Origin of the sequence: Bradyrhizobium sp. CCBAU 45321 (genome assembly GCF_028128975.1) — a bacterium.
GTDB lineage: Bacteria > Pseudomonadota > Alphaproteobacteria > Rhizobiales > Xanthobacteraceae > Bradyrhizobium > Bradyrhizobium yuanmingense.
This window is the reverse complement of sequence record NZ_LFKZ01000017.1, coordinates 296845-321896: the sequence shown is the minus strand read 5'-3', so window position 1 is coordinate 321896 and position 25052 is coordinate 296845. Positions and strand designations below refer to the sequence as shown.

20 protein-coding genes are annotated in these 25052 nt (G+C 65.2%); 16 read left to right on the top strand and 4 right to left on the bottom strand.

Going from position 1 to position 25052, the window contains the following annotated elements; all coding sequences use genetic code 11:
• Positions 1-5: 5 nt before the first annotated feature.
• Both ACM43_RS07520 and ACM43_RS07515 read left to right on the top strand, forming a co-directional pair.
• Positions 6-1571, top strand: coding sequence for an ABC transporter substrate-binding protein (locus ACM43_RS07520; RefSeq protein WP_271539361.1), 1566 nt, complete (start codon positions 6-8; stop codon positions 1569-1571).
• 160 nt (positions 1572-1731) lie between these two features.
• Positions 1732-1869: a hypothetical protein gene (locus tag ACM43_RS07515; protein WP_162130853.1), complete on the top strand. Its 138-nt coding sequence runs from the start codon at positions 1732-1734 to the stop codon at positions 1867-1869.
• 63 nt (positions 1870-1932) lie between these two features.
• On the opposite strand, the gene ACM43_RS07510 is transcribed toward ACM43_RS07515, so the two are convergent.
• Positions 1933-2598 carry a GntR family transcriptional regulator gene (locus ACM43_RS07510; protein ID WP_271539358.1) on the bottom strand — a complete coding sequence of 222 codons (666 nt, stop codon included), beginning with the start codon at positions 2596-2598 and terminating at the stop codon, positions 1933-1935.
• A gap of 7 nt (positions 2599-2605) precedes the next feature.
• Positions 2606-4018, bottom strand: coding sequence for an FAD-binding oxidoreductase (locus tag ACM43_RS07505; RefSeq protein WP_271539356.1), 1413 nt, complete (start codon positions 4016-4018; stop codon positions 2606-2608).
• Positions 4019-4182: 164 nt separating this feature from the next.
• On the opposite strand from ACM43_RS07505, the gene ACM43_RS07500 reads away from it, so the two are divergent.
• The 8 genes from ACM43_RS07500 (at position 4183) to ACM43_RS07465 (ending at position 15907) form a co-directional block, all read left to right on the top strand.
• Positions 4183-5067 (top strand): dihydrodipicolinate synthase family protein, encoded by an 885-nt coding sequence (locus ACM43_RS07500; protein WP_271539354.1) that lies wholly within the window; start codon positions 4183-4185, stop codon positions 5065-5067.
• Between the two features lie 192 nt (positions 5068-5259).
• Entirely contained in the window at positions 5260-7593 is a 2334-nt protein-coding gene (locus tag ACM43_RS07495; RefSeq protein WP_271539352.1) for a TonB-dependent siderophore receptor, read from the top strand.
• A gap of 2 nt (positions 7594-7595) precedes the next feature.
• Positions 7596-8792: a PepSY-associated TM helix domain-containing protein gene (locus ACM43_RS07490; RefSeq protein ID WP_271539350.1), complete on the top strand. Its 1197-nt coding sequence runs from the start codon at positions 7596-7598 to the stop codon at positions 8790-8792.
• 75 nt (positions 8793-8867) lie between these two features.
• Positions 8868-10100, top strand: a complete 1233-nt coding sequence (locus tag ACM43_RS07485; protein WP_271539348.1) for a rhodanese-like domain-containing protein — start codon at positions 8868-8870, stop codon at positions 10098-10100.
• 125 nt (positions 10101-10225) lie between these two features.
• Complete coding sequence (serA, locus tag ACM43_RS07480; RefSeq protein ID WP_271539345.1) at positions 10226-11470, top strand: phosphoglycerate dehydrogenase; 1245 nt, start codon at positions 10226-10228, stop codon at positions 11468-11470.
• Positions 11471-11675: 205 nt separating this feature from the next.
• Entirely contained in the window at positions 11676-12695 is a 1020-nt protein-coding gene (locus ACM43_RS07475; protein WP_271539343.1) for a patatin-like phospholipase family protein, read from the top strand.
• Positions 12696-12698: 3 nt separating this feature from the next.
• Entirely contained in the window at positions 12699-14153 is a 1455-nt protein-coding gene (locus ACM43_RS07470; RefSeq protein ID WP_271539341.1) for a GntP family permease, read from the top strand.
• A gap of 92 nt (positions 14154-14245) precedes the next feature.
• Positions 14246-15907, top strand: coding sequence for a tannase/feruloyl esterase family alpha/beta hydrolase (locus ACM43_RS07465; RefSeq protein ID WP_271539339.1), 1662 nt, complete (start codon positions 14246-14248; stop codon positions 15905-15907).
• A gap of 30 nt (positions 15908-15937) precedes the next feature.
• Here the strand turns inward: ACM43_RS07465 and ACM43_RS07460 are convergent, their stop codons facing one another.
• Positions 15938-17317, bottom strand: coding sequence for an ATP-binding protein (locus tag ACM43_RS07460; RefSeq protein WP_271539337.1), 1380 nt, complete (start codon positions 17315-17317; stop codon positions 15938-15940).
• A 111-nt stretch (positions 17318-17428) separates the two neighbouring features.
• Here ACM43_RS07460 and ACM43_RS07455 point away from each other — a divergent pair, with 111 nt between their 5' ends.
• The 6 genes from ACM43_RS07455 (at position 17429) to ACM43_RS07430 (ending at position 24349) form a co-directional block, all read left to right on the top strand.
• Complete coding sequence (locus ACM43_RS07455; RefSeq protein ID WP_057027572.1) at positions 17429-17878, top strand: MarR family winged helix-turn-helix transcriptional regulator; 450 nt, start codon at positions 17429-17431, stop codon at positions 17876-17878.
• Positions 17879-17892: 14 nt separating this feature from the next.
• Positions 17893-18663, top strand: a complete 771-nt coding sequence (locus ACM43_RS07450) for an enoyl-CoA hydratase (RefSeq protein WP_271539335.1) — start codon at positions 17893-17895, stop codon at positions 18661-18663.
• A 111-nt stretch (positions 18664-18774) separates the two neighbouring features.
• Complete coding sequence (locus tag ACM43_RS07445) at positions 18775-20850, top strand: methyl-accepting chemotaxis protein (protein WP_271539333.1); 2076 nt, start codon at positions 18775-18777, stop codon at positions 20848-20850.
• A 127-nt stretch (positions 20851-20977) separates the two neighbouring features.
• On the top strand, positions 20978-21916 hold the full coding sequence (locus ACM43_RS07440) for a dihydrodipicolinate synthase family protein (protein ID WP_271539331.1): 939 nt from the start codon (positions 20978-20980) through the stop codon (positions 21914-21916).
• A 355-nt stretch (positions 21917-22271) separates the two neighbouring features.
• Positions 22272-23672, top strand: coding sequence for a selenium-binding protein SBP56-related protein (locus ACM43_RS07435; RefSeq protein ID WP_157283302.1), 1401 nt, complete (start codon positions 22272-22274; stop codon positions 23670-23672).
• Between the two features lie 83 nt (positions 23673-23755).
• Complete coding sequence (locus tag ACM43_RS07430) at positions 23756-24349, top strand: hypothetical protein (protein WP_271539327.1); 594 nt, start codon at positions 23756-23758, stop codon at positions 24347-24349.
• A gap of 3 nt (positions 24350-24352) precedes the next feature.
• On the opposite strand, the gene ACM43_RS07425 is transcribed toward ACM43_RS07430, so the two are convergent.
• On the bottom strand, positions 24353-25051 hold the full coding sequence (locus ACM43_RS07425) for a DUF1045 domain-containing protein (protein ID WP_271539325.1): 699 nt from the start codon (positions 25049-25051) through the stop codon (positions 24353-24355).
• Between the last annotated feature and the right edge of the window lies 1 nt (position 25052).

The following is a 25052-nucleotide window of genomic DNA, read 5'->3' as shown; positions in this document are numbered from 1 at the left end:
ACCAAATGAGATCGCCGAATGGAATATTTGCGGTCATGATGGCGGCAGGTTGGCTGGGTGCAATATCGCCTGCCGTTGCGGAGACGGTGCTCAAGATCCGCCCCTTCGGCGATCTCAAGCAGATCGATCCCGTGATCACGTCCGACTATATGGTTCGTAACCACGGCTATATGGTGTACGACACGCTGTTCTCGCTGGACGAGAAGCTCGTCGCGCAACCGCAAATGCTGGAGTCCTTCGCGGTCAGCGGCGATCAACTCACCTATTCCTTCACGCTGCGCGGCGGCCTGACTTTCAGCAACGCTCAGCCGGTCACCGCGGAAGACGCGGTCGTTTCGCTGAAGCGCTGGTGGCAGCGTGACGGCCTTGGGCAACAGCTTGCCTCCGTCAGCGACAGCCTGACCGTTAAGGACGAAAAAACCTTCGAGCTGAAGCTCAAACGTCCTTGGGGGCTGGTGATCGAGGCGCTCTCCAAGCCGAGCTCCAATGTGCCCTTCATCATGCCGAAGGGGATCGCTGCGACGCCGGCGGACACCGCCATCACGGATGCGACCGGCTCGGGTCCTTTCATCATGAAGAAGGACGAGTGGGTTCCGGGCTCCAAGGTCGTTTACGTCAAGAGCCCGTCCTACAAGTCGCGCGCGGAGCCGGCGAGCGGCCTTGCCGGCGGTAAGCTCGCCAAGGTCGACCGGGTCGAATGGCATTACATCCCGGATGCGCAGACCGCGCTCAATGCACTCCAGGCCGGCGAGATCGACATTTTCGAGGAGGTGCCGCCGGACTTCCTGCCGACGCTTGCCGGCAATCCCGACATCAAGACGATGCCGCAGGACACGCTCGGCATGCAGATGGTGTTCCGCATGAACATTTCGGCCCCGCCGTTCAACAATCAAAAGGTCCGGCAGGCGATCAGCTACATGATCGACCAGGACAAGTTCGCGCGAGCCTATGTCAGCGACCCCAAGCTCTACAAGAGCTGCCCGAGCTTCTACATGTGCTCGTCGCCCTATTTCACGGCTGCCGGCTGGACCAAGCCCGATATCGAAAAGGCCAAGAAGCTGATCGCCGACAGCGGTTATGACGGTACGCCGGTCGTGGTGCTGCACGCGACCGAGAGCGGACCGACGAATACGTTTAGCCTCGTCGCCGAGCAGATGATGCGCCAGATCGGCCTCAAGGTCGAGCCGCAGGCGATGGACTGGGGCACGCTGGTTGGACGCCGCGCGTCCAAGGAAACCGTCGACAAGGGCGGCTGGTCGCTGTTCATGTCGGGACCGACGGGCGCCGACATGTTCGAGCCGGTCGGCCACCTTGGGCTGCGCGCAAACTGCGACAAGGCCTGGTTCGGCTGGCCTTGCGACGAGCAGATCGAAAAGCTGCGCAACGAATTCGCGTTGGCGACAGATCCCGAGCAGAAAAAGAAGATCGCAGCCGACCTCCAGCTCCGCGCCGTCGACTATGTGCCGTATTGGCCTGCTGCACAGCTCTATCTGGTGCGGGCGGTACGCAGCAACGTTGACGGCCTCGTAAAGGGGGCGGTCCCGGTCTACTGGAATATCACCAAGAAGTAGTGCGATCCGGCACGGCGCCGGAGGAACCAATCGCTCCCAGCAACATTCAGATGGAGGGTTCGACGCGGGCCCGGGTTGCGCGCGCCTCCATCGATTCGGCGCTCGTGACGTCGCCTCTGGCGATGGGGGAATCGTGGGTACGGTCATAGAGAACTTGCTGATGCGGAAGCAGAAGCTGGTGGAACAGCTCGAACAGGCGCCATCGGTGGAGGATCGCGACCGAATCGAGCACCAGCTCGAGCAGATCAACACCGCGCTGGATTTTCTGGACAGGCCGGGATCGAAGGAGGAGCGGTAGAGCATGATCCGGAAAAGTGCGTAGCGGCTTTCCGAAAAGATCATGCTCAAAACAATAACGCGCTCAATCCACCTTCAGCGCCGTGGCATAGACCATTCCCGAATTCGTGATGTGCGTCGTCATCAGGCCTTCGAAGGCGGCGAACTCGCCGCGCGCGAACAGATCGAGCAGCTTGCGGTGCTCGTCGAAGGACGTGCGGGTGCGCACGTCGATCGGCGAGGTCAGATTGGTGCGGAGCGCGGCGACGCGGCCGGAGACGAGCTGATAGGATTCGGCGAGATAGCGGTTGCCGCAATGGGCGAACAGCGCCTCGTGAAAAGCGGTGTCGGCGCGGCCATAGGCGATGTTGTCCTTTGCCGCGACGGCCGGCTCCATCGCCGCGATCGCCGCGCCCATGGACGCGATCGCGCCGTCGCGGTCATTGCCGAAGGCGAGCTCGGCGGCCTTGGGCTCGAGCGCAATGCGGAAGGTGCAGAGCGCATGGATGTCGTCCGCACTCGGCGTGAAGACGAAGCTGCCGACCTGGGGTCGGATCACCACGAGTCCCTGCGCCTGCAGCTGGCCCATCGCTTCGCGCACCGGCGTGCGGCTGACGCCGAAGGAATTGGCCACCATCTCCTCGGAGATGGCAGCGCCTAATGCGAACTCGCCGTCGATGATGGCTTGGCGCAGCCGCAGCATCACCCGCTGCGACAGCGATTTCGGCGTATCGAGCTTGAGCGATCGCATGGTGCGTTCAGATCACCTTCCCGGGATTGAGCAGGTGATCGGGGTCGAGCGCCGCCTTGAGCGTGCGCATCAGCGCGATCTCGGCCTCGCCCCTCGCATGGCCCAGCCATTGCTTCTTCAAGGTGCCGATCCCGTGCTCGGCGGAGACGCTGCCGCCGAGCTCGCGGACCAGACCGTAGATGATCGCGTCCATCTCCTCCTTCGGCTGCTGCGCGACGGAAAGGCCGGTGACCCAGGAGACGAGATGCAGATTGCCGTCGCCGATATGGCCGTAATAGACGCTCTCGCAACCCTCGATGCCCGCAGCGAGCGCCGCCTTGCAGCGTGTGACGAACTCGTCCATCCGTGCCACCGCAAGGCCGATGTCGTAGGAGATGTGCGGCCCCAGCACCTGGCCGAACTCGGCGCAGATGTCGCGCACGCGCCAGAAGCTCAGCGTCTGCGCCAGCGATTGCGCCACCGCGGCATCCGCCAGCAGCCCGCGCTCCATCAGCTCCTCGAGCCAGCTCTGGAAGCGCGGCGCATCGACGCTCTCGTCGGTGCCCTGCGCTTCCACCAGCACGTAGAGACCGTGGCTTGGGGCGACCGGCGGCTTCACGCCGGCGCGATTCGTGATCACGTCCCAATAATCCGGCCACATCACCTCGAAGGCGGACAGCAGCGGGCCGAGCCCTGAGCGCGCCGCGTCGAGCAGCGCAATCACCGCGGCATAATCCTTCAACGCGCACAGCGCGGCCATGGTCGAGCGCGGCTTCGGGAACAGTTTTAGCACCACGCGGGTGATGATGCCGAGGGTGCCTTCCGAGCCGATGAACAGATGCTTCAGATCATAGCCTGCATTGTTCTTCATCAGCTTGTTGAGGCTGGTGATGATCGTGCCGTCCGGCAGCACCACTTCGAGACCAAGCACCAGCTCGCGCGCCATGCCGTAACGGATCACGCGGTTGCCGCCGGCGTTGGTCGAGAGATTGCCGCCGATCGCGCAGGAGCCGCGCGAGCCGAGATCGAGCGGAAAGAAGAAGCCGGCTTCGTCCGCCGCCTTCTGAATCGTCTCCAGCGGCGTGCCGGCCTTCACCGTCATCGTCATCGAGGCGCGATCGATCTCCTCGATGCCCGTCATGCGCTCCAGCGAGATCGCGACCCAGCCAGCTTCAGGCGAAGCGCCGCGGCACAGGCCGGTCAGGCCGCCCTGCGGCACGAACGGCAGATGCGCCTGCCGGCAGGTCGCAATCGCATCGGCGACGCCCTGCGCATCGACGGGGCGGATCACCGCGCGCGGCGTCTGCGGCAGGCTCGCGCTCCAGTCGTTGCAATTGCGCGCCGGCACATCGGTGCCAACAAGCACCGCCGCCGTGCCGAGCCTATCGCGCAACACGCCGAGCAATTGGTCGGGGTGTCCGGTGGGGGTCACCATGTCCATGCGAGACCTCCTCAAGATCTGCCGCGCACATGGCGCGGAGGATTTGCATCAATGTTGTATGTAAGGTACAAGAGCAACATTAAAGTGAAAACAAGGCCGCGGCAAGCGCGAAAGATCGTTGAAGATCAGCGGCTTGGCCGGGCGCCGCAGCAAAGGGTGGTGTGATGACCGAGGCGATTCGCGGGTTCTGGGTGGCGTCGGCGACACCGCTGGCGACGGACGGCAGTGTGGACGCCCCCAAGCTCGCCTCTCACGCCAAGCAGCTGTTCAGCAAGGGCGTCGACGGCGTCGTGCTGTTCGGCACCACCGGCGAGGGGACCTCATTCAATGCCGCCGAACGCATTGCAACGATCGAAGCGATGCTCAAGGCCGGGGTCGCGGCGGAGCGCATCGGAATCGGCGGCGGCTTTCCTGCCATCACGGACAGTATCGCGCTGACGCGCGCCGTGCTCGGCCTCGGCCTGCGCCACGTGTTGCTGCTGCCGCCCTATTTCGATCGGAGTGCCACGCCTGAGGGCATCGAGGATGCCTTTGCCGCCATCATCGACGGTGTTGCCGACGATCGTCTGCGCGCCTCGCTCTACCACATTCCGCAAGTCTCGGGCGTTGCGATCCCGACGACAGTCGCCGCAAGCCTGCGCAAGCGCTACGGCCAAGTGGTTGCGGGTCTGAAGGACTCCAGCGGCGACTTCAAGCAGTTCCAGGCATTCCGTGCCGCCGCGCCCGAGCTCGCTATCACCGTCGGCAACGAAGCCGATATCACTCGCGCGATCGCCGCCGGCGGCGCCGGCACCATCTGCGGCATGGCCAACATTGCGCCGGAGCTGGTCAAGGCGATGGTTGACGGCAAGAACGTCGAAGCGCGCATGCAGGCGGCGATCGACGTCGTGCTGAAGACGCCCTCCCTGGTCGCAACGCTGAAGGCGATCCTCGCGATGCAGACCGGCGATGCAGGTTGGCTGCGCGTCCGTCCGCCGCTTCGCGCTTTGTCGGACGGCAGTGCGTTCAAGCGGAAGCTCGACGAGTTGATCGCTCCCGCCATCGCGTGATCGTGAAATATCGGGCCACGATTTCGCGTGCAGCGTGTCATGCGCGGTGCACCGGCAATTCATGATTGCTGTTCAGCATCCGCCTCCTCTTAGAACAATTCAACACTAGAGCAATTCAAGCCCGGCTACGGTTCTCCTCGATCGCGGCGGCTGTTACAGGCGCACACTTCAATGCTCCTGACTTGAAGTGGAATGAAAGTGCGTGCCTTCGTGGATGGCCAACGTGACAACGGCCATCGAACTCGTGCCGGCAAGAGCCGTGCAGGTCTTCTCATGGGAGCAGCGGTGCTGCTCATCGAATATCCCTCCATCACGACGAGCGCACAGGCGCAATCGGCTCTGCCGCCGGTGACGGTGGAGGCGCCGGCGCCACGGCCGAAGCCGGCGCGTGCATCGGAGCAGTCGCCACGCCGCGCGCAAACGGCGGCGCGCCGCCAGTCCAGTCGCAATTCCGCACCCGCGGCGCCGACGCTGTCGGAGCGCGCCGCCGCCGAAGCCGCCGCACAGCAAGCCGCCAAGCTCGGCTACCGCGCGATGCCGAGTGCGACCACGCTGCGCAGCGGCGCCTCGCCGCTCGACACCTCGCAGGCCGTCAACGTCGTGCCCGCGCAGGTGCTGAAGGACCAGCTCCCGCGCAACATCGACGACGCGCTGAGCAACGTCTCCGGCGTCACCCAGACCAACACGCTCGCCGGCAGCCAGGACGCGGTGATCCGCCGTGGCTTCGGCGACAACCGCGACGGCTCGATCATGCGCAACGGCATGCCGCTGGTGCAGGGCCGCAGTCTCAATCCTGCGGTCGAAAGCGTCGAGGTGCTGAAGGGCCCGGCCTCGCTGCTCTACGGCATCATGGATCCCGGCGGCATCGTCAACACCATCAGCAAGCGGCCCGAGCTCTATCAGCACGGCTCGGTCACGCTACTCGGCTCGGCCTTCAGTGCCTCCAAGACCGGCGCCGACGGCCTGCTCGACGTCACCGGCCCGATCGGCGACCAGGGGCTCGCCTATCGTTTCATCGGCTACGGCGTCAGCGAGGATTATTGGCGGAATTTCGGCCGTCACCGCGAGATGCTGGTTGCCCCCTCGCTCGCGTGGTACGGCCAGGACACCACGGTGCAGCTGAACTACGAGCACCGCGAGTTCATCTATCCGTTCGACCGCGGCACCGCGTTCAATCCGGTGACGAAGGCGCCGCTGGCCGTGCCCGCTACGCGCCGGCTGGATGAGCCTTTCAACAACACCTGGGGCACGTCCGATCTGATCCAGGCTTCGGTCGAGCACCGCTTCAACCAGGATTGGAAGCTCAACGCAGGCTACAGCTACAACACCGAAACCTTCAGCGCCAACCAGCTCCGCATCACCGGCATCAATTTCACGACCGGCGTCGAGACGCGCAGCAACGACGGCACGGGAAGCTCGCTGAGCAATGTCAGCTATGGGACATCCTATGTCTCGGGCGGCTTCTGGCTCGGCGACATGCGCAACGAGGTGCTATTCGGCGGCGACGGTCAGTATCGCACGATTTACCGCGATGTTTTGATCCGGCAGACAACTCCCGCCTTCAACGTCTACGATCCTGTCTATGGGCTGATCGGGCCGGGAACAAGGGTGTCGAATCCCGACAGCGCCCAGACCGACAAGCTTGGCCAGTGGTCGCTGTTCTTCCAGGACACGCTGCATCTGACCGAGCGGTTCGCACTGGTCGGTGGTGTGCGCTATATGGACTACGATCAGATCGCCGGACGCGGAAAGCCGTTCAACACCAACACAAACGTTTCGCAAGACAAGGTGCTCCCGCTTGGCGGCGCGATCTTCAAGCTGACCGATCAGATCTCGCTTTATGCAAGCTACACCGAATCGCTGAAGCCGAATTCGACGATTGCGCCGATCGGCGTGGTGATCGACTCCAGGGTCGCGCCCGAGGAGGGTGTTTCGTACGAGACCGGCGTGAAGTTCGACATCAACCAGCGCATCTCCGGGACCGTCGCATTCTACGACCTCGACAAGAAGAATGTGCAAACGACGAAGACGAACGGCGCGGGCGTGGTGGAGCTTCACACCGTCGGCCGCGCTCATTCGCGCGGCCTCGAAATCGACGTCACCGGCAGGCTCACCGACAGTTGGGCGTTGATTGGGAGCTATGGCTATACGGACGCCCGCGTGACGGCCTCCGATGATCTGACGTTGCTCGGCAAGAAGCTGCAAAACGTCGCCTTGAACACCGCTTCGCTCTATCTGGTCTACGACTTCGGCACCGCCTTGCCCGGCCAGCTCCGTCTCGGCGGCGGCGCGCGCTATGTCGGCGACCGTCCCGGCGATTCGATCAACAGCTTCTTCCTGCCGTCCTATGTCGTCGCAGACCTCTTTGCGACTTACGAGACGAAACACGAGCAGTTTCCGGTGGTGTACCAGGTGAACGTCAAGAACCTGTTCGACACGGTCTACTATCCCTCAGCCGTGAATAATCTAAACGTCGCTATCGGCGACGCGCGCCGGGTGTCTCTCTCGGCGACGGTGAAGTTCTAGCCATGGCCGCGCGGCCGGGGCACATGATCAAAACTGTCCTGCTCCAGGTCCATTCCATCGCGGGCCTGGTGCTCGCGGTGCTGCTCGCTTTGATCGCGCTGACCGGCGCGATCATGAGTTTCGAGGACGAGATCGTCGATCATCTCAACGCCGGCATCATGCATGTAGCACCGCGCGAGATGCCGGCGCTGATGCCGGACGAGCTGGTCGCGCGGCTGGGGGCGGGGCAGGATCTGGGCAAGGTCTCGGCCGTCATGTTGTCGAGCGATCCGACTGCGGCCGTGCGGGTCCGCTTCGCGCGCGACGCGCAGGGCGAGCGGCCGAATTCGCTCTATGTCGATCCCTATGATGCGCGCGTGCTGGGTGCGCCGCGCGGCGAGGCGTTCTTCGCGACGGTTCGGAAGCTGCATCGCTGGCTGCTGATCCCTGGCGATGCCAAGGGCTGGGGCCGCCAGATCACCGGTGTGGCCGCTCTCGGTCTGATCGTCATGCTGGTCTCGGGTCTCGTGCTGCGCTGGCCCCGCCGCGCGCGCAGCTTGAAGATGTGGCTCAATCCCAATCTCGGTCTCAGCGGACGCGGGCTGCATCGTTCGCTGCATGCGGTGATCGGCACCTGGGTTCTTCCGGTCTATCTGGTGATGACGCTCACCGGCCTGTGGTACTCGTTCGATTGGTACAAGGACGGCGTCGTCTGGCTGCTGGCACGTCCCGAGGTCAGTGCCGCGAAGATGCAGCCAAAAATGTCCGCGAAGGCACCGCGTGCGGCGGCCCGTTCCGAGCCGGCCCAGCCGATCGGGTTCGACCTGGCATGGACGACGTTCCGGCGTGAGGAGGGCGACCGCTTCGCCAGGGCTCTGCTGACGCTGCCCCCCAGCCCCGGCACGGCGATACGGATCCGGTCGTGGGGCAAGGATTCGACGCTCGACACCACGCGCGATGAATTCCGCATCGATGCCGTCACCGGTCAGCTCGCCTCCGCGGAACGTTACGCCGACAAGACGTTGGGCGAGAAGATCATCGCCAACGTGCTCGATATCCATCGCGGCGCGATCCTGGGCTGGCCCGGCAAGCTCGCCTTCATGATTGCCGCGGCCCTGATGCCGCTGTTCTCGGTCACCGGAATCCTGCTCTATCTGTCGCGCCGCAGGTTGCGGCGCCCGGCGCAGGCGCCGCTCGGGCGGCTCGTTCCGGGCGAGTGAGTTGCTGCCGAAGAGGCTAGCCAACACCTCGACAATCGTTCAAAAGCCCGTGGCACGTCCTTGTCAGGTTTCGCCATGAAGCTTCCGACCGTCACCCCCGCCGATATCCGCCGCGCGCTGCTCCTGCGCGAAGAAATTGCCCTGCTCGATCTCAGATACGAGGCAGCCTTCGCCACCGGTCATCCGCTGTTCGCGGCCAACTTGGCCGCGGACCGGATTGTAGTGGAGGCCGAGGTGCGGCTGCCGCGCAAGGACGTGGCGATCGTGCTCTATGATGACGGCGAGGGGCTGGTCGCGACCGGCGCCGAACGCCTTGCCGCGCTCGGCTTCACCAATGTCAGCGCACTCGAGGGCGGGCTGAAGGCGTGGCGCGATGCGGGCTTCGAGGTTTTCGAGGACGTCAATTCCTATTCCAAGGCTTTCGGCGAGCTGGTCGAGTCCCGTCGCCACACGCCCTCGCTGAGTGCCGATGAGGTGGCAAAGCTGATCGCCGACAAAGCCAACATCGCCATCCTCGACGTCCGCCGCTTCGACGAATATGCGACCATGAACATCCCGGGCTCGGTCAGCGTGCCCGGCGCGGAGCTGGTGCTCCGGGCAGGCCAGGCCGCGCCCGATCCCGACACCACCATCATCGTCAATTGCGCCGGCCGCACCCGCTCCATCATCGGCACCCAGTCGCTGATCAATGCCGGCGTGCCCAACAAGGTGCGGGCGCTGCGCAACGGCACCATCGGCTGGGTCCTAGCGCGGCACGCGCTCAATCACGGCGCCGGCAGGCGCGGTGCGATCGGCTCGTTCGAGGGCGGTCCGGCCAATGCTCGCGATGTCGCCTATCGCGCCGGTGTTCGCCATATCGGAGCGAACGAGCTGGCGGCGCTGGTCGCAGAGACCCATCGCACGCTGTATCGCTTCGACGTGCGCGATGCAGAGGACTATACAGCCGGCCATCTCCCCGGCTTCCGCCACTATCCCGGCGGCCAGCTCGTGCAGGAAACCGACATGGCCGCTCCCGTGCGCGGCGCGCGCATCGTCCTGACCGACGACAAAAGCGTGCGCGCCGACATGACGGCGTCCTGGCTGGCGCAGATGGGGTGGGAAGTCTATGTGCTCGAGGGCGGCTATGATTGCGCACTGGAAATCGGTCCACCGCAGGTCTTGCCGAAGCCCGATCCGGCCCACCGCTACCGCCGGCCCTATGAAGGCACCGACGTGGCCGAAGCCGCGATGCAGGCCTATCTCGATTGGGAATACGGCCTCGTCGAACAGCTCCGCCGCGACGGTACGCACGGGTTCTATGTGATTTGAGCGAGCTCTGGGATGCCAAGCGCATCCTCGGCTCCGGCCGTCCTCTTCTCGTATCCGCTCCCTATTGTGCTGCGTATCGCCCGCGGTCTATGTGCTCAGGCAAAGCGGCTACTTACGGAGATGCCATGTCCGCCCCAGGCCAAAGCCCTGAGCGAAGCGCCAAGGCGCTGCTGCTCGAAGGCGTCAATGATAGCGCTGTCGACCTGTTCACGAGCGCTGGCTTCACCAATGTCGAACGGCTGACCAAGGCTCTGGACGGCGCAGATCTGCGGCGCGCGCTCGAGGGCGTGTCTCTGCTCGGCATCCGTTCGCGCACGCAGATCACGGATGAGGTTCTGGCGGCGGCCGGCCAGCTTCTCGCGGTCGGCTGCTTCAGCGTCGGCACCAACCAGGTCGATCTTTCGGCAGCGCGCAAGCGCGGTATTCCCGTCTTCAACGCCCCATTCTCCAACACGCGCAGCGTCGCCGAGCTCGTCATCGGCGAGATCGTGATGCTGCTGCGGCGGATCTTTCCGCGTTCGGTGTCGGCCCATGCCGGGGGCTGGGACAAGTCGGCGGCGGGCAGCCGCGAGGTGCGCGGCCGCACGCTCGGCATCGTCGGCTACGGCAATATCGGCTCGCAGCTTTCGACCTTGGCCGAAGCCATGGGCATGCGCGTGATCTATTTCGACCGCACCGACAAGCTTCGCCACGGCAACACCGAGCCGGTCGAGAAGCTCGAAGAGCTGCTGGCGCAGAGCGATGTCGTCAGCCTGCACGTGCCGGAAACGCCGGAGACTGCGGGCATGATCGGCGAGAAGGAGCTGCGGGCCATGAAGCCGGGCTCGTTCCTGATCAACAACAGCCGCGGCACCGTGGTCGATCTCGATGCGCTGGCGCGCGCCTTGCGCGATGGCCATCTCGCCGGCGCGGCCGTCGACGTCTTTCCCGTCGAGCCTTCATCGAATGCCGATCGTTTCAACAGTCCCATTCAGGGCATTGAGAACGTCATCCTCACCCCCCATATCGGCGGCTCGACCGAGGAGGCGCAGGAGCGGATCGGCGGCGAGGTCGCGCGCAAGCTGGTCGACTATTTCATCACCGGCTCGACCATGGGCGCGGTGAATTTTCCGGAGGTGCAGCTGCATCTTCGTCCCTCCGGCGCACGCTTCAGCCATGTCCATCGCAACGTGCCGGGCATGTTGCGGCGGCTGAACGAGGTCTTCCTCCAGCGCGACATCAACATCGCCGCCCAATATCTGGAGACCGCCGGCGACCTCGGCTACGTCGTGCTCGACGCCGATCTCGGTGGTCACGATTCCGGCGAGCTGCTGCAGCAGATCCGCGGCCTCGAGGGAACGGTCGGAGCGCGGCTGGTGTTCGAGCATTAGAGCGTTTTCGAGCGAAGCGGATATAAAGAAATAGCGTCAATCAGAATTCAGAGCCGTTTCCGTTCCGATCGCATCAGAACGGAAATAGCTCTAGATCACCCCACGTTCCGGTTGCAACTTGTAGCAACTGCTCCCACACTGCCGTCGATTTCGGCCCGATCAAAAATCATGTCGAATTTGAGCTTCAGTTGCGTGAGTGTCCGCCATGGAACGGGACGCCGTACTGATTGATCTCGCGCTGCAGGGCGGCGGTTCGCACGGCGCCTTCTCCTGGGGTGTGCTCGACCGTCTTCTGGAAGAGAAATGGCTGGAGATCGCCGCAATCTCCGGAACCTCCGCAGGCGCGATGAATGCGGCGGTTCTGGCGGACGGCTGGACCGGCGGCGGCGCCGAGGGCGCGCGAGAGGCGCTCGACCGGTACTGGCGCCGTGTTTCGAAGGCCGCGGCCTTCAGCCCGCTACAACGTTCTCCGCTCGACCGCTTGATGGGGCGCTGGACCCTCGATACGTCGCCCTTCTATATCCTCACCGATTTGATGTCGCGTGTGCTCTCGCCCTACGACCTCAATCCGACCGGTTACAATCCGCTGCGCGCGGTGCTGGCCGAGAGTATCGATTTCGAACGCCTCGTGCGCTCGCCGATCCAGCTGTTCATCACCGCGACGCGGGTACGCACCGGGCGCGGACGTATCTTCCGCAACGCAGAGATCACGGCCGACGTGCTGCTGGCATCGGCCTGTCTTCCCACCATGTTCCGCGCGATCGAGATCGACGGCGAGCCCTATTGGGACGGCGGCTATGCCGGCAACCCGACAATCACGCCGCTGGTCCGCGAAAGCGACGCGCATGACACCATTCTCGTCCAGATCAATCCGACCGAGCGGCCGGAGCAACCGCGGACGGCTGCGGAGATCCTCAACCGTCTCAACGAAATCTCCTTCAACTCGCCGCTGATGAAGGAGCTGCGCATGATCGCGCTGCTGCGTCAGGCGGCCGATCCGGGCAGCGGCGAGGGCGCGCGCTGGGCGAAGATGCGCACACACCGGATCAAGAGCGATATGCTGGCGAAGTTCGGGGCCTCCTCGAAGCTCAACGCGGAGTGGGAGTTCGTCTCGATGCTGCGCGCCGAGGGACGCATGGCCGCGGACGACTTCCTCGCCGAGCACGGCGCGGAGATCGGCCACCGCTCGACCGCCGATCTCGATGTCCTGCTGTCGGAGTGCTGAGGCATGGGTCTCCTCGGTCTCCTCGTCGGGCTCGGTCTGCTCGTCCTATTCGCCTTCCGCGGCTGGAGCGTCCTGCTGCTCGCGCCGTTCGCCGCACTCATTGCCGCGTTGTTCGGCGGTGAGCCGCTGCTCGCGAACCTGACCCAGGTGTTCATGGTGAACGCGGCGGGATTTCTGGCGCAGTTCTTTCCGATCTTTCTGCTTGGCGCCGTCTTCGGCAAGTTGATGGACGACTGTGGCGCGGTGACGTCGGTCGCCGGCTTCATGGCGGAGCGCCTCGGCGAACGGCGCGTGATCCTGGCGGTCGTGCTCGCCGGCGCGCTGGTGACCTATGGTGGTGTCAGCCTGTTCGTTGCGTTCTTCGTCATCGTTCCCATGGCCCGGTCGCTGTTTCGTGCCGCTTCGATTCCGCGTCGTCTGATCCCGGCCGCGATCGTGCTGGGAACGTCGACCTTCACCATGTCGGCCCTTCCTGGCACGCCGTCGATCCAGAATGCGATTCCGATGCCGTTCTTCGGCACGACGCCGTTTGCCGCGCCGGGCCTCGGCGTCGTCGGCTCGCTCATCATTCTCGGCGCCGGATTGTGGTGGCTGCATCGCGCCGAAGCTGCGGCGCGCCGCGCCGGGGAAGGTTATGGCGACGACGCCGAGGGCGCGATCGAGCAGACCGCTGCCGACGAGCTCGTGCGCGAGCGCGCGACGACTGCCCGCGAGTTCGATCCGGGAGAGCTACAGCACGGTCATCGCAGCGAGCGGCCATCGCCCGTGCTGAACGCCATGGCGCCGCTCGTCGTCGTCGTGACCGTCAACCTGGTGATGTCGCTGGTGGTGCTGCCGCGGCTCGATGTCAGTTATCTCGCCGAGCCGCGCTTTGGTGACACGACGCTTGCGGCGGTCGCAGGCGTGTGGTCGGTCGCGGTGGCGCTGGCTGCCGCCATCGTGACGGCCATCGCGCTGAACTGGGCGCGCCTGCCGGTGCTGCGCCGGACCATGGACGCCGGGGCCAATGCGTCGGTCCTGCCTGCGTTCAGCGTCGCTAGCCTCGTCGGCTTCGGCGCCGTCGTGGCCTCGCTGCCGGCGTTCACGATCGTGCGCGACTGGGTGCTGGCGATCGAAGGGGGACCGCTGGTCTCGCTCGCCGTCGCGACCAACATCCTGGCCGCGCTGACCGGGTCGGCGTCGGGCGGCCTGACCATCGCCCTCGATGCTCTCGGCCCGACCTATGTCGAAGTTGCCGCGCGCCACGGCATCGACCTTGCGCTGATGCATCGCGTGGCGGTGATCGGCGCGGGAACGTTGGACATCCTGCCGCATAACGGTGCGGTGGTCAGCCTGCTCGCGATCTGCGGCCTGACCCATCGCGACAGCTATTTCGATATCGTCATGGTCGGTATCGTGACCTCGCTCCTGGCGCTGCTGGCGGTGATCGTCCTGGGCACTGCGCTGGGCTCGTTCTGACGGAAAGCCAGCGTCAGCGATTGACGGACGGGCGAAGGTTGCATTGAATGCGGCCAAGTACCGAACGCAACAGAACAAGCCGGGTGGAAACGATGAAGCGCAACAGAGCGAAGCTGTGTGCATGGCTGGTGGGTACTGCGGCCGTAATGAGCGCGAGTGGTGCGTTGGCGGCAACGCTGCCGGAAGACGCCGAGACTGTCTGCAAGGGGCTCGTCGGCGGCGCTGACGCCGTGAAGATCGATTCCGCGATCCTGCAGGCGCCGTCGCAAATGGCCGTAGCCGAGCGCGGGCCGACGCCGTCAGCACGCATCACGCCGGCCAATCCGGGCTTCTGCAAGGTGCTCGGCCATATCGATCCCACCGATCCCAAGGCGCCCCCGATCAAATTCCAGGTCAACCTTCCCGTCGAATGGAATGGTCGCTCGTTGCAATATGGCGGCGGCGGCTTCAACGGCGTGCTGATCACCGGCCTTACGCTGCCGCCGGCCTACCCCTTCGACAAGCCCTCGCCGCTGGCGCGCGGCTTCGTCACCTACGGCACCGACTCCGGCCACGAGACCAAGCAGGGCGAGCCGCCGCAGGTGTTTGCGCTGAATGACGAGGCGTTCGAGAATTTCGCCCATCGCGCCTACAAGAAGGTGCGCGACGCCGCGGTCGGGCTGATGCAGCGCGCCTACGGCAGGAAGCCGGAGAAGCTGTACTTCATGGGCTCGTCAGAGGGCGGCCGCGAAGGCCTCACCATGGCGCAGCGCTATCCTGATGATTTCGACGGAATCTTCGCCCGCGTGCCCGTGATCAACTGGGTCGGACTGCAGCATGCCGGCACGCGCTCGGGTCTCGTCACCATGGGCGAGGGCTGGATCAACCCGGCACAGGTCAAGCTCGTGGGCGAGGCCGTGCGCGCGGCTTGCGACAAGGCCGACGGCTCCGACGATGCGCTGGTGCAGGATCCCGTCGGCTGCAAGGCGGCCTTCAAGATCGAGACGCTGCGCTGCGCGGCCGGGCAAAGCGGCGACCAATGCCTGACCGACGCGCAGATCAAGGCCGTGAACACGCTGCATGCGACCTACAAATTCCCCTTCGCGCTCGCCAATGGTCTCGACGATTATCCGGGCTGGGGCGTCTCCGGCGAGGACATCCCCGCGGTCGGGCCGACCGGCGGCTGGGTCTCCTGGTGGCTCGGCACCGCGCCGCCGGCACAGCCGCCCGCGCCGAACAACGGCATCGCCTGGATCTACGGCGCCGGCGGCATCCAATATGTCTTCGCGCGTGATCCGAAGCTCGACGTCACCACCTACAAGGTGGAGGACCACAAGGCGAGGCTGCTCGAAGTGTCCAACCTGATGGATTCCACCGACCCCGATCTCAGCCGCTTCCGGGCGCGGGGCGGCCGGCTGATCGTGCTGGAGCATATGGCCGACTACGCCCAGAGCCCCTATGCCGGCATTCGCTATTTCGAGAGTGTCGAGCGCAAGATGGGCAAGGCCGAGACCGCGGAGTTCGCGCGCCTCTACACTGCGCCTGGCGTCGACCATGTCGGCTCCGGCGCCCCCGCCAATGTCGATATGCTGAGCGTTCTGGTCGACTGGGTCGAGAACGGCAAAGCGCCCGGCGACTTAGAGGTCAGGGAGCAGAAGGTCGAGGCACCGTCGTTTGCCGCGACGCGCTCGCTGCCGTTGTGCCGCTGGCCGGCCTGGCCGCACTACAAGAGCGGCCCGGTGACGGAAGCGGCGAGCTTCACCTGCGCGCCGTGAGGCGCGATAGGCCGGATGAATGAGCGAACGTCACTCCGCTGCCATCGCCTGTGCCGCGCCGAGCAACCGCGCATTGAGCCGGCCGCCGGAGAACAGCATGTCGTCGAGGGCTTCGTCGATGTCGGCCGAGACGATCGACTTACCGCCGTCGCGCGCCAGGCTGGCTTGCGCCAGCCGGCGCATCAGCTCCTTGATGAAGGCGCAACTCGTGCCCTCGCTGCGGCGGGCAGCCTCGATGATGATCGCGTCGTCGAGCGGCAATGCCTTGCCGTAGAGGCGCACCAGCTTGCTGCGGCCATGTTCGTCCGGTAGCGGGACTTCGATGGCCTGGTCGATGCGGCCGGGGCGACCGGCAAGGGCGGCTTCAAGGTCCTGCGGCCGGTTGGTGGTGAGAACGAACAGGATGTCGGCATCCTGCTTCAGCCCGTCCATCTCATTGAGCAGCCTGTTGAGCATGGATTCTTCGCACGGCCCCATGTTGCGGCGGTCGCGCGCGATCAGGTCGACGTCCTCAATCACCACCATGGAGGGCTGCAGCAGCCGTGCCAGACTCATATAGGCGCTGAGAAGGCCGATCTGCTCGGCCGTGATAATCAGGGTGGTTTGTTCAGGCAGATGCGTTGCGAGGTAGCGGATCGTATGGGTCTTGCCGGTGCCGGGCGGTCCATAAAGCAGGATGCCCTTGCGCGTCGATTGTCCGAGCCGCCGCAGCTGCTCGCGGGTGCCGACGAAATTCAGCACGTTGCGATCGAGCAGCCGCAGAGTCCGCTCCGGCAGGATCACCTCGTCGCGTTCGACGGCGGGCAACCGGTGCACATTGATGCCGCGGGCTAGGCCGCGATAGTCGGAAGACTCCTCAAGCGACAGGATCTTGCCGCGATAGGTGCGCGCGGCCTGCACGGCTTCTTCGAGCGCGCCGAAGCAACGCTGCACCACAGCCGCCCCAGCGCTTCCCGCAGACACCACGATTTCGATACGGATGCCGGGCTCGCGACGGGAGTCGCGGTTGGCGCAGAGCAGGACGGCATAGCGCAAACCGTCGTGCTCGCAGAGCCACAAACCGTTGTCGAGGCAGCGCGATGGACTGCTGTCGCCGACATCGACGTCGGAATATTGCAGCGGGGCGATCGCCACGGCGATCCGATCGTCGCGGAGCAGGCGCGCAAACGACAGCGTTTCGTAGTGTTCCTCGGCAAGTCCGAACAAGTCGACGTGTGCTGCCAGCTGCTTGTCGAGCGCGGCTTGGACGTCCACTCGCATGTGGCCGGGAAACTGCCGGGTGGTCGTCACGAGCTTGCTCAGCGGAATGTCTTCGAAATACGCGTCCAGAACTCCGAACGCATAGGTGAACTGACCTTCCGTTTCGTTCTCTTGGTCTTGCTCTTCCGCTTGCTCCAACCTCTGCGCCACGGCTAGCCTCCCTGTCTGCAACTAGAACGGGTTGAGAACAAATAAGGAACATGAACGCGCGAGAACGTCAAGCGCTTTGACAACGAGATCGGTAGACGCTATTTGCTTCGCATGCGAAATAACAGCGCCGACGCGCGGCACCCTCGGTTAATCTACCTGCTGAGTGTCGCCCAGCGCCGGCTGCAGCGCTGGATGGCGGCGCGGCCCGAGAGCGAGGTGACGCCGGCGCAGGCAGGGCTGCTGTTCATCCTCGGCAAGCAGGATGGCGTCCTGATGGGCGAGGCTGGGGCGGCGCTCGACATGGGACCGGCCGGCATTTCGGGTCTCGTCGACCGGACGGTGGCTGCGAAGCTGGTCGAGCGGCGGGCCGACCGCGAGGACGGCCGCGCCTTTCGCATCTGGCTGACGCCGAAGGGGCGCACCGCGCTGGCGCAGGCCAAGACCAGCGCGGCGGAGGTCAATGCGGCGCTGACGGAAGGATTCACGGCCGCCGAGATCGACATCGTCGCACGCTGGCTGACGAGCATTCAGGACAAGTTTCCAAGACGTTCAGACGAATAAAACGGAGCAGACCAATGACCGAGCACGTCCGGATCGAGAACAGCGGCGGAATTCTCACCCTCACGTTGGCACGTCCCGACAAGAAGAACGCGCTGACGGATGCGATGTACGGAAAGCTCGCCGATGCGATCGAATCCGCCGAGTTCGACCCATCCGCCCGCGTGATCCTGATCCGCGGCGAGGGCGACATGTTCACCGCCGGCAACGACGTCGGCGAGTTCGCGGCCGTCGCGGCCGGCAAGTCCGAAGGCAGCCGCAACGTGGTGCGCTTCATCCAGTCGCTGGCGCGCTGCACCCGGCCGCTAGTCGCGGCCGTGCAGGGCCGTGCCGTCGGCGTCGGCACCACGATGCTGCTGCATTGCGACCTCGTCGTGCTCGCCGACAACGCGCAATTGTCGACGCCGTTCGTCAGCCTCGCGCTGGTGCCTGAAGCCGCCTCCAGCCTGTTGATGCCGGCGCGCATCGGCTACGCCCGCGCCTACGAGATGTTCGCGCTTGGCGAAACCGTGCCGGCCAGGTCCGCGCTGGAATGGGGCCTCGCCAACCGTGTGGTGCCGCTCGACAAGCTGGATGCCGAAGCGCTTGCGCTGGCGCAGCGTCTCGCCCGCCAACCGGCCGGGGCCCTCATCGCGACCAAGCGGCTGATGCGCAACGGCGAGGCGCTGGTCGCGCAGATGCAGGCCGAAGGCGAGCAGTTCGCGCAGCGCCTGCGCACCGCCGAAGCGCGCGAGGCGTTTACGGCGTTTGCGGAGCGCCGCCCGCCGGATTTCACCAGAATAGGATAGTATTCCGAATGCGTGCAGGTTGGATCGTTTCGATTCAACTCAAACCTTAACGAAACATTGGCACGTGGCGGTGCAAGGTGGCCTCTCCGGAGAGTTAGGCCCCCTCGACCCATGTCCATTGTTAAGAAATCGGTAAGCACGCTCCTCCTGGTCCTGATGACGCTGCTGGCGGCCGGCGCGCTGACCAGCACGGCCATCCAGATGGTCGGGGCCTTCGGCCGCTATAGCGACAGTCTGGAGACCGAGCGGCTCGCGAATGCCGACAAGTCGATCTTCCATGGCGTGGTTGCCCTGCGCAGCAATCGTGGCGATGCCCAGAGCGCCCTGCTCGGCGAGGACGATCCGCGCGCCAAGCTCGGCGTTGCCGAGAAGGCGGAACAGGCCGGCTTTGAGGCCATCAGCGCGGCGCTCTCCACCGTCGAATTCGCCCGCCGCGACGAGCTCGCCAGCACGCTGAAGCAGCGCTGGAGCGAGGCCGCGCCAAAATTCCAGTTGTTCTACGACGAGGCCAAGCTGCCGCGCGCCGAGCGCAAGCTGGAGCGGACCGCGCCCTGGTACGATGCGGTCACCAAGGTGATCGAGACCGCCAATCTCGCATCCACCGCGGTGTCGAACCGCGCCTGGATGAACGATCCTTACATCGCCCGCATGATCCAGGCCCGCCGCCTCGCCTGGCAGGTGCGCGACCGCTACGGCATCCAGTGCTCGACCCTGCGGCCGAACGTCAACGCCAGCAAGCCGCTCGACGACACCCAGAAGCAGACCGTGGCCGGATGGAACGGCGTCGTCACCGCCGGCTGGACCGGCATGGAGGAGCTGCTGGCTGCGCCTGACGTGCCGGCCGACCTCGTCAACGCGGCCAAGGAGGCGAGGGCCAAGACCGACGGCGCTCTCAAGCAGATCGGCGAGCTCACCAAGGGCTTGGATGGCAGCGGCCGTCCCGCGATGCCCGCCTCGGAATGGAACGCGTTGTGCCAGGCTCCGTTCGCGTCCATCGTCGCGGTCGCGAGCAAGGCGCTCGACCTGTCGATCGCGCACGCGGAGGCGGTTCAGGCCAAGGCCCTCACCAATCTCATCGTGCAATCCTTCGGCTTCCTGCTTGCACTGGCCGTGACTGTCGCGGGCGTGTTTGTGGTGCGCAACCGGCTGATGCGCCCGGTGCGCGCGATCCTCGATGCCATCGCCCGCATCAGCGCGCGCGATTATGCGACGCCGGTGCCGCAATCGCCCGACGAGTTCGGCACCATGGCGGCTGCGCTCGAAAGCCTGCGCGAGAGCGCGGCGACTGCGGAGCGCCTGGGTAAGGAACGCGAGTCGCAGCAGGCGCTTCAGCTCGCCCGCTCCGGCACCGTCGATGCCGCCTGCCGCAGCTTCGACGACACGGTGCAGGCGGTCATTCAGAGCGTTGCGGCCTCGACGCGGGAGCTCGACGCCACCGCGAGCGGCGTGCGCTCGCTGGTCTCGGAATCGAGCAGCCAGACCGCGGCGGTCTCCTCGGCCGCCGAGCAGGCCACCAATAATCTCGAGACCATCGCCGCCGCGACCGAGGAGCTCTCCGCGTCCGTGGGCGAGATCTCCGCGCAGGTGCAGTCGAGCGCGCGCGAGGCCCGCGAGGCCGTGGCCCAGGCCGAGCAGACCAATGCGACGGTCGAGATCCTCGATCAGACGGCGAGCCGCATCGGCGAGGTCGTGAAGATGATCAACGCGATCGCGGCCCAGACCAATCTGCTGGCATTGAACGCCACCATCGAAGCCGCGCGCGCCGGCGAGGCCGGCCGCGGCTTCGCCGTGGTCGCGGGCGAGGTCAAGAGCCTCGCGGCGCAGACCGCGACGGCGACGGAGGAGATCTCGCGCCAGGTCGAGGAGATCCAGGGCGCCACCGGCCAGGCGGTCGCCGCGATCCGCTCGATCGGCGGGGCCATCAGCGGTATCGACGAGAAGATGACGGCGATTGCCGCCGCGGTCGAACAGCAGCGCGCGGCCACGACGGAGATCTCGCGCAACTTCCAGCAGGCGGCCCAGGGCACCCGCGAGGTCACCGATACCATCGGCAGCGTCGCAAGGCTCAACCAGGAGACCGGCAATGCCGGCACGGTGCTGTCGGAGTCCGTCAAGAAGATGTCGGCGGATGCCGATCGTCTTCGCGTCGCGGTCGAGGGTTTCCTGGGCGCCGTGAAGAGCGCCTGATTTTCGTACTCTTTCCATCGGACGTCGCGCGGGCATTGCCGCAGCTCGGCACTGCGGGTACATCTGTGCCGCCTCGCTCCCGCGGGCGCGGCGACAGACCCAAGACACATCAGGGATGGAGAGTTCGATGCCGGTCACCCCACACAAGGCCCAACGCCCCTATCGCGGCGTGTTCCCGGTCGCGCCCACCATCTTCGACGAGCGCGGCGAGCTCGACCTCGAGGGCCAGCGCCGCTGCATCGATTTCATGATCGACGCCGGCTCGCACGGCATTTGCATCCTCGCCAATTTCTCCGAGCAGTTCGTGCTCACCGATGCCGAGCGCGAGACGGTGATGCATGCGGTGCTGGACCATGTGGCCGGCCGGGTTCCCGTGATCGTCACCACCACGCATTTCAGCTCGGCCGTGTGCGCGGCGCGCAGCAAGCAGGCCGAGGCGGCCGGCGCCGCCATGGTGATGGTGATGCCGCCCTATCACGGCGCGACCTTCCGCGTCCCCGAGAAAGGCATCGTCGAGTTCTTCAAGGTGCTGTCCGGTGCGATCAACATCCCGATCATGATCCAGGACGCGCCGGTTGCCGGCACGCCGTTGTCGGTCGAATTGCTGGCGCGGCTGTCGCGCGAGTTTTCCAACATCCGCTATTTCAAGATCGAGGTACCGGGCGCAGCCTCAAAACTCCGCAGCCTGATCGAGGCGGGCGGCAAGGACATCGAAGGTCCCTGGGACGGCGAGGAGGCGATCACGCTGCTCGCCGACCTCGATGCCGGCGCGACCGGCGCCATGACCGGCGGCGGCTATCCCGACGGCATCCGCCAGATCATCGATCCCTATTTCGCGGGCGATCGCGAGAAAGCGAAGGCCGCCTATGAGCGCTGGCTGCCGCTGATCAACTACGAGAACCGGCAATGCGGCCTGATCGCCTGCAAGGCGATGATGCAGGCCGGCGGCGTGATCAAGTCGGAGGCGGTGCGGCATCCGCTGCAGCCGCTGCATCCGGCGACGCGGGCGGGGCTATTGGAGCTCGCCAAGGAGCGCGACGCGTTGGCGCTCAGGTGGGGGAAGTAATTCTCTCCCCGTCAGTGCGTGAAGCTGTCGTAGGGTGGGCAAAGCGAAGCGTGCCCACCAACTTGCGCGCCCTCGGGAAGAGCGGTGGGCACGGCGCTTTGCGCCTTTGCCCACCCTACGAAGGCTGCGAGGAGCGACTTGTGCGCCCTCGCTCGCAATGAACGAGGGATGCCCATTTCGCCTGAAGGCGTCGAATTAGCGCGTGCCGGGCCGTTCCCCACAGCCCGGCGATGGCATATTGTACGCGCGCCAACCGGCGCCTTTCGGAGATTCCCAGGACATCTCGCAACAGCTCTTCTTTTGCCACTATCCCGAGCCAGGTTGGTGCAAACCGACAGAACAGGGAGGCAGTGCCATGACGATGAGGCCGGATCCCACCTTTCACGCATCGCCCAAGCTTGCGATGGAAGCGCCTGCGGAAAACTTTGCTTACACCTTGCTGCTCAGTCCGGATTTCTCAAAGCCGGACGCTCTCGCGGTCATCGACGTCAAGCCGGGATCGCCGACCTATAGCCAGATCGTCCACACCGTAACGATGCCCAACAAGGGTGATGAGTTTCATCATTTCGGCTGGAATGCTTGCTCCTCCGCCCTGTCGCCGCTCGCCGGACACGCCTTCATCGAGCGGCGCTATCTCATCATCCCGGGGCTGCGCTCGTCGCGGATCTACGTCATCGATACCAAGCCCGATCCGACGAAGGCCAAGATTCACAAGATCATCGAGCCAGAGGAGGTCTTCAAGAAGACCGGCTACTCGCGGCCGCACACGATCCATTGCGGGCCGGACGGCATTTACGTGAGCACGCTGGGCGGCGGCGGCAAGGACGGCACCAACGGACCTCCGGGCGTCTTCATCATGGATTGCGAGACGTTCGAAGTTCTTGGACGATGGGAGATCGACCGTGGCCCGCAGACGCTGCACTATGATTTCTGGTGGAATCTGCCGCGCGATTACATGGTGACGAGCGAATGGGCGTTACCGCCGCAGTTCGAGAACGGGATCGTCCCGGAAGATCTGCTTGCGAACAAATATGGCCATCGTCTCCACTTCTGGGACCTTCGCGCGCGTCGCAACGTCCAGACCATCGACCTCGGCGCCAATCATCAGATGGCGCTGGAGGTGCGCCCCGCGCACGATCCGGTTCGCGAGTATGGTTTCGTCGGTGTCGTGGTCGACACCACCAACCTCGAAGCGTCGATCTGGACCTGGTGGCGCGAGGGCGGAAAATTCCATGCCGAGAAGACGGCGACGATTCCTCCCGAAGCCGCGCCCAAGGAGAAGCTGCCGCCGCTGCTGCAGGGATTTGGCGCCGTGCCGCCGCTGGTGACGGACATCGACCTGTCGATGGACGATCGGTTTCTCTATGTCTCGTGCTGGGGGACGGGTGAGATGCGCCAGTACGACGTCAGCGATCCCAGAAAGCCGAAGCTTGCGGGCTCGGTCCACATCGGCGGCATCGCGCGGCGCACGCCCCATCCGAACGGAAAGGCCTTTGCGGCGGGCCCGCAGATGGTCGAGATCAGCCGCGACGGCCGGCGCGTGTACTGGACCAATTCGCTCTATTCCACCTGGGACGACCAGTTCTATCCCGACGGGGTTCCGGGCGTGGAAGTCATGGCCAATGTCGGTCGTGACGGCGGCCTCGAGCTCGACAAGGACTATTTCGTGAGTTTCCCCGACGGATATCGTGCGCACCAGATCAGACTCGAGGGCGGCGATTGTTCGACGGACTCATTTTGCTACCCGTCGGTCTAGATGGGACGCAGGCGAGCCCGGCCCTTGGCTGGCTGTGGCTCGCGCTTGTTGCGAGCGGTCTCTACCACGGGATCAATCCGGGAATGGGATGGCCGCTCGCCGTTTCGGCCGGGCTCATGGACAAGAGCCCTCTCGCGCTCTTCCGTGCATTGTGGGCTCTGGCGGCCGGGCACCTCCTGGCAACACTTCTCGTGCTGCTGCCGTTCGCCTTCCTGCTCGTACTGGCCGAATGGCAGCGTCCAATCCAGATCGGTGCGAGTCTTCTCGTCATCGGCTTTGGCGTCTACCGGCTGATCGACCGGCGTCATCCGCGCGCGCTGGCACGAATTCCGCCGACGCAATTGGTGCTCTGGTCATTTGCCGTCGCCATCGCTCACGGCGCTGCCCTGATGCTCGTGCCGATCTATCTCGGGCTCTGCCAGGCCTTCGAGCTCGATGCCGGCCATCAGGCGGCGGGCGCGCTGATGGCGGCAAATCTCGGGATGGCGGTGCTGGTGTCCCTGGTGCACGTTGCCGCCATGGTCGGCGCCGGCGGGTGTCTGGCGTGGCTGGTCTACCGCCATCTGGGATTGAAGTTCGTCTCGCGAAGCTGGTTCAATCTGGATGCAGTCTGGGCGATCAGCCTCGTTCTGGTTGGCGCGGTGGCGCTCGCTTTCAATCTTGCGGCCTCGCGCTGAGGTCTACCGCACCAAAGCCCACTCGCCGATGATGCGAAACCGCGCCTTGGCATCATCCTGCCTGAACAGCGCAATGCGATCGATCGCGAGCATCTCGATCCCCAGCGCCACAAACCTTGTCCGCAGCATCTGAAGGATCGGCCCGCGCCGTTCCGCATCCAGCCGACCCGTCAAGGTCATGTGGAAACGGAATTCTTCCATCACGTAAGGATAGCCCCAGCGGTCGAGATAATCCCGCTGCCGCTCGCTGAGCCTCTCCGGCTTGCGACGGGCGCGATCTTCCGTCGTCAGCGGGGCGCGAAACAGGTCGAACGCGCGAACGCAATCAGCGGCAAGCTGTTGGAGAGCCTCGACCGGCTCGGCCGGAATGACGGCAATGAAGCCGCTGATGGCATCGACCACCGGTCGGATCGCCGGGATCGGACGTGTCCTGCCCGCGAAGGCCGAGCAGGCGGCCAGCAGCTCGGCTTCGGTCTTGCCAGGCGCCAGCGCCATCGGCGCCTTCAGCGTGGCGTGAAAGCCGTATTGGCGGGGATCGGCGCTGACCTCGCGCCAGTCCGGCGCGGCCTGCAGCGCTTGTTGCGGAAACGGCAGCTCGTCTCCGGTATAGGCGTCATAGCCGAGCAGCTCGGCGCCGAAGCGGGAGAGGGCGCTGTCGCGGCCTGCGGCATAGTAGATCGCGTAGCGGGGGAAACCTGTCATT

Bases quoted from the DNA above. Each gene is read 5' to 3' on its own strand.
- ACM43_RS07425 (WP_271539325.1), bottom strand. From the start codon at position 25,051: ATGACAGGTTTCCCCCGCTACGCGATCTACTATGCCGCAGGCCGCGAC.
- ACM43_RS07510 (WP_271539358.1), bottom strand. From the start codon at position 2,598: ATGCGATCGCTCAAGCTCGATACGCCGAAATCGCTGTCGCAGCGGGTG.
- ACM43_RS07500 (WP_271539354.1), top strand. From the start codon at position 4,183: ATGACCGAGGCGATTCGCGGGTTCTGGGTGGCGTCGGCGACACCGCTG.
- ACM43_RS07470 (WP_271539341.1), top strand. From the start codon at position 12,699: ATGGGTCTCCTCGGTCTCCTCGTCGGGCTCGGTCTGCTCGTCCTATTC.
- ACM43_RS07490 (WP_271539350.1), top strand. From the start codon at position 7,596: ATGGCCGCGCGGCCGGGGCACATGATCAAAACTGTCCTGCTCCAGGTC.
- ACM43_RS07445 (WP_271539333.1), top strand. From the start codon at position 18,775: ATGTCCATTGTTAAGAAATCGGTAAGCACGCTCCTCCTGGTCCTGATG.
- serA (WP_271539345.1), top strand. From the start codon at position 10,226: ATGTCCGCCCCAGGCCAAAGCCCTGAGCGAAGCGCCAAGGCGCTGCTG.
- ACM43_RS07485 (WP_271539348.1), top strand. From the start codon at position 8,868: ATGAAGCTTCCGACCGTCACCCCCGCCGATATCCGCCGCGCGCTGCTC.
- ACM43_RS07440 (WP_271539331.1), top strand. From the start codon at position 20,978: ATGCCGGTCACCCCACACAAGGCCCAACGCCCCTATCGCGGCGTGTTC.
- ACM43_RS07495 (WP_271539352.1), top strand. From the start codon at position 5,260: ATGAAAGTGCGTGCCTTCGTGGATGGCCAACGTGACAACGGCCATCGA.
- ACM43_RS07430 (WP_271539327.1), top strand. From the start codon at position 23,756: ATGGGATGGCCGCTCGCCGTTTCGGCCGGGCTCATGGACAAGAGCCCT.
- ACM43_RS07515 (WP_162130853.1), top strand. From the start codon at position 1,732: ATGCGGAAGCAGAAGCTGGTGGAACAGCTCGAACAGGCGCCATCGGTG.
- ACM43_RS07435 (WP_157283302.1), top strand. From the start codon at position 22,272: ATGACGATGAGGCCGGATCCCACCTTTCACGCATCGCCCAAGCTTGCG.
- ACM43_RS07455 (WP_057027572.1), top strand. From the start codon at position 17,429: ATGCGAAATAACAGCGCCGACGCGCGGCACCCTCGGTTAATCTACCTG.
- ACM43_RS07520 (WP_271539361.1), top strand. From the start codon at position 6: ATGAGATCGCCGAATGGAATATTTGCGGTCATGATGGCGGCAGGTTGG.
- ACM43_RS07475 (WP_271539343.1), top strand. From the start codon at position 11,676: ATGGAACGGGACGCCGTACTGATTGATCTCGCGCTGCAGGGCGGCGGT.
- ACM43_RS07450 (WP_271539335.1), top strand. From the start codon at position 17,893: ATGACCGAGCACGTCCGGATCGAGAACAGCGGCGGAATTCTCACCCTC.
- ACM43_RS07465 (WP_271539339.1), top strand. From the start codon at position 14,246: ATGAAGCGCAACAGAGCGAAGCTGTGTGCATGGCTGGTGGGTACTGCG.
- ACM43_RS07505 (WP_271539356.1), bottom strand. From the start codon at position 4,018: ATGGACATGGTGACCCCCACCGGACACCCCGACCAATTGCTCGGCGTG.